This window comes from Streptomyces sp. NPDC056948, from assembly GCF_042674225.1.
Classification (GTDB): Bacteria; Actinomycetota; Actinomycetes; order Streptomycetales; family Streptomycetaceae; genus Streptomyces; species Streptomyces purpurascens.
Genome location: NZ_JBHUQX010000637.1, coordinates 1 through 3596, shown reverse-complemented (window position 1 = coordinate 3596; position 3596 = coordinate 1). Strand labels below are relative to the sequence as shown.

General features: G+C 70.8%; 4 protein-coding genes. 1 reads left to right on the top strand and 3 read right to left on the bottom strand.

The features are described from left to right. Positions 1-41: 41 nt before the first annotated feature. A complete protein-coding gene (locus ACFTZL_RS42640; RefSeq protein WP_382595319.1) occupies positions 42-392 on the bottom strand; it encodes a YciI family protein in 351 nt (116 codons plus the stop codon). Positions 393-522: 130 nt separating this feature from the next. Between ACFTZL_RS42640 and ACFTZL_RS42635 the strand changes: the two genes are divergently transcribed. Beyond that, positions 523-1572 carry an acyl-CoA dehydrogenase family protein gene (locus ACFTZL_RS42635; RefSeq protein WP_382595316.1) on the top strand — a complete coding sequence of 350 codons (1050 nt, stop codon included), beginning with the start codon at positions 523-525 and terminating at the stop codon, positions 1570-1572. On the opposite strand, the gene ACFTZL_RS42630 is transcribed toward ACFTZL_RS42635, so the two are convergent. Then, the gene (locus ACFTZL_RS42630) at positions 1569-2780 is read right to left on the bottom strand and encodes a serine hydrolase domain-containing protein (RefSeq protein ID WP_382595314.1); all 1212 of its coding nucleotides are present in this window, start codon (positions 2778-2780) and stop codon (positions 1569-1571) included. The two genes, ACFTZL_RS42635 and ACFTZL_RS42630, sit on opposite strands and share 4 nt — an antisense overlap. Positions 2781-2879: 99 nt before the next feature. Beyond that, a complete protein-coding gene (gene ssuE, locus ACFTZL_RS42625) occupies positions 2880-3434 on the bottom strand; it encodes an NADPH-dependent FMN reductase (RefSeq protein WP_382595311.1) in 555 nt (184 codons plus the stop codon). Positions 3435-3596 lie beyond the last annotated feature (162 nt).

Sequence of the window (3596 nt, the reverse complement as noted above, 5' to 3'; positions counted from 1 at the left end):
GCCGTACTCGGCGCGGAAGACCGCCTCGACGTCCACGCCCATCAGTCGGCGTCCCCCATGAAGGGGCGCACCTCGATCGGCAGCGTGGTGGCGAGAGCCGCCTTGCGCCCCCACTCCAGGGCGGCGTCCAGGTCGGGCGCCCTGACGAGGCAGATGCCGCCGAGCATCTCCTTGCCCTCGGCGTACGGGCCGTCGGTGATCAGGACGTCGCCGTCGCGGGGCCGCAGCACGGTGGAGGACTCCGGGCCGTGCAGCCCTCCGGCGAAGACCCAGGCACCCGCCTCGCGCAGCTCCTGGTGGAAGGCGTCGAGGTTCTCGCCGATCTCCTCGAGGACCTCGGGGGCGGGCGTAGCGCCGACCGGCTGCATCACGCTGAGCAGGTAGTACTTCATGACGGCCTCCATGGCGTCCGGATGCCGGGGCATCGGGGGGATGGACTGTCGGTGGGTCCTTGCACCTCCTACACGAACGACACACCCCCGGATCGACACCCCGCGCCGCGCGACCGGGAGAATTTCTCCCATGACCACCACACCCCATCCCCTCGTCACCCGCGCCCAGCGACTGGCACACGATCTCCTCGTCCCGCACGCCGAGCGCGTCGACCAGGAGGGTGTGCCGGCGAGCCACATCGCGGCCGTGAAGCGGTCGGGGCTGCTCGGGGTGGGCGCGCCGAAGGAGTACGGCGGGGCGGACGCGCCCGTAGGCGTGGCGCGGGAGACCGCGGAGATCCTGGCGGGGGCGTGCTGCTCCACATGGTTCGTGCAGACACAGCACCACACTCCGGTGAAGCTGATCGCCACATATGACTCACCCGTCCGCGAGAAGCTCCTGCGTCCGCTGGCGACCGGCGAACTGATGGCCGGTATCGCGTACGCCCATGTCCGTGGCTTTCCCCGCGTCCCCGTGCGGGCGGTGCCCGAGCGGGGCGGCTGGCGGTTCGAGGGAACGGTGCCCTGGTTCACGGGCTGGGGCCTGAACGACGTGATGCTGCTGGCCGGTGTGACGGACACGGCCGAGGTGGTGTTCGTCCTGACCGAGGCCCGCGAGCAGCCGGGGCTTTCGCCGTCGGCGCCGATGCGGCTCGCGGCGCTCACCGCCGCCCGTACGGTCTCTCTGGAACTGGACGGCCTGTGGGTTCCGGACGAGGCCGTCGTGCTGCGCGTGCCGCAGAAGGAGTTCGCTCTGGTCGACCTGCCCAGGGCCGCCAACGCCAGTCCGGCCGTCTTCGGGGTGGCGTACGCGGCGCTGGACCTGGTGGCGGACGCCCCGGACGGCCAGGAGACGGCCCGCTCGCTGCGGGACCGGCTCGACGAGGTCCGGAGGGAGGCCTACGCGCTGGCCGACCACCCGGTCCCGCACGAGTGCGTCCCGGAACGGCTTGCTGTGAAGACTCGCGCGTACGACCTCATGCGTGCGGCCACGACCGCGGCGGTCGTGGCCGGGGGCGGCCGGTCCATGGCCCTGGACAGCCGGGCGCAGCGGCTGGCCCGGGAGGGGATGTTCCTGCTGGTGCAGGGCCAGACGGCCGAGGCACGCCGGACGCACCTCGGGTCGCTGGCGTCCGGCTAGCCGAGCTGCGGCAGGAGCGGCTTGTCGGTCGGACTTCCGGTCGGGGAGGTGGCCTTGCCGCAGAACTCCGCTTCGATCACATCGACGTAGAGCGATCCGTTCTGGAGCCAGTCACCGTTGATGTTGAACGTCAACTGGTGCTCACCGTCCTGTGTGCCCACCATCGCGGACACGGAGCCGTTGGTACGGCCGGTCTTGCCCACCACCTTCACCCCGCAGGACAGCTCCGCGAACTCGACGCCGAGCCCGAACCCCAGCCCGTCCCCCGACGGGACCTCTTCGAGCATTTCCTTCATCTGGGCCGGTGGCAGCAACTCGCCCTCGATCAGGGCCCGTTGGAAGCGGTTGAGGTCGCCGCTGGTGGAGATGACGTCGCCGGCCGCGCCCAGCCAGGTCATGTTCTGTTCGGTGGCGTCATGGATCTCGGCGTCCGGGGCCTCCTCGTGGAGCCGGGAGTAGGCGACGGGGTGCGGGTTCGGCATCTTCGGCGATGTCCCGGGGAAGGACGTCCCGCGCAGCTTCAGCGGCCGGATGACGCGACGAGTGATCTCCTGCGCGTACGAGTCGCCCGTCGCCTTCTCGATGACCATCCCGGCGATGACGAAGTTGGTGTTCGAGTACACCGGCGCCGTCTCCGGGTCGGGCAGCGGCCGGTACTTCAGCGCGATCGCCACGAGTTCCTCGGGCGTGTGGGTGTCGTACCGGTGCTCCGGGAAGCCGGGGCCGGCTGCGCCGTGGATGAACGCGGGGTCGTCGGTGTAGTTGGCGATGCCGCTGGTGTGGTTGAGGAGCCGGCGCAGGGTGATCTTGCTGCCGTCGTAGCCGTTGCCCCGCACCAGGCCGGGCAGCCAGGACTCGACCGTGTCGTCCAGGCTCAGTCTGCCTTCGGCCTCCAGTTGGAGCAGGACGGTCGCGACGAACGTCTTGGTGATGCTGGCCCCGCGGAAGTGGTCGGCGGAAGAACGCTTGCGGCCGGTGCCGGTGTCCGCGTGGCCGGCCACCGCGGACCAACTCTCCTTGTGGTCGCGGACCTTGGCCGCCACGCCGGGGAGCCCGCCCTTCTCGACCAGATCCCGCAGTGCGGTTCGGGTCGCCTCATGGCCGTGCTTGGACTGTGCCGCGTGTGCGGACGGGGCGAGTGCCGCCGTTCCGGCGGCCAACGCCACGGCCAGGGCTAATGAGACGGTGCGTGCGGTCCGCTGCTTCATGCGTGTGTGCCTCCCGGTCACCAAGGGGCAGGGCTTGCCCCTTGGTGCGGAGGACGCCGAAGTCGAGCTCCAGGGTTGATCTTCGGAAGGCCGGAGGCGTCAGCCCGCCACGGCCAGCAGCGGGGTGCGGCCGAGCGCCGCGGAGAACTGGTCCACCACCTGGGTGAGTGCCTCCGCGGCGGCAGGCGCTACGGTCAGGGAGCCGTCGTCCTGCACGGTCAGGTCCTTGTCGAGGGTGAACCAGCCCTGCACCGTGTGGGCCGCCCCCATGGAGGTGAGCACCGGACGCAGGGCGTAGTCGATGGCCAGGACATGGGCGATGCTGCCACCCGTGGCGAGCGGCAGCACGGTCTTGCCGGTGAGGGCGTACTGCGGGAGCAGGTCCAGCAGGGCCTTGAGGACACCGGAGTAGGAGGCCTTGTAGACGGGGGTGCCGACGACGACGCCGTCGGCACGCGCGAACAGCTCGGTGGCCTCGACGATCGCGGGATGCCGGAAGTCCGCGCCGAGCAGGGCCTCGGCGGGGATGGTGCGGACGTCGAGCGGGATGACGTCATGGCCCTGCGCGGCCAGCCGCTCGTCCAGGTGGCGCAGCAGTCGGCTGGTGCGGGAGGAGGCGGAGGGGCTGCCGGAGACGGACAGGACGGTGGCCATGGGTTCTCTTTCCGGGAGAAGGCGCGACTGCGCGCGGCAGAGCCGCATTCGGGGACGCCGTTTCAGCCGCGGTCAGCCCCGTTCAAGGGGCGTGAAAGAGCGACGAATTCAGGCGTGCGGGAAGCTGCGAGCCGGAAGGCTCAGGCTGCGGCGCGACAGGAA

Bases quoted from the DNA above. Each gene is read 5' to 3' on its own strand.
- ACFTZL_RS42640 (WP_382595319.1), bottom strand. From the start codon at position 392: ATGAAGTACTACCTGCTCAGCGTGATGCAGCCGGTCGGCGCTACGCCC.
- ACFTZL_RS42630 (WP_382595314.1), bottom strand. From the start codon at position 2,780: ATGAAGCAGCGGACCGCACGCACCGTCTCATTAGCCCTGGCCGTGGCG.
- ssuE (WP_382595311.1), bottom strand. From the start codon at position 3,434: ATGGCCACCGTCCTGTCCGTCTCCGGCAGCCCCTCCGCCTCCTCCCGC.
- ACFTZL_RS42635 (WP_382595316.1), top strand. From the start codon at position 523: ATGACCACCACACCCCATCCCCTCGTCACCCGCGCCCAGCGACTGGCA.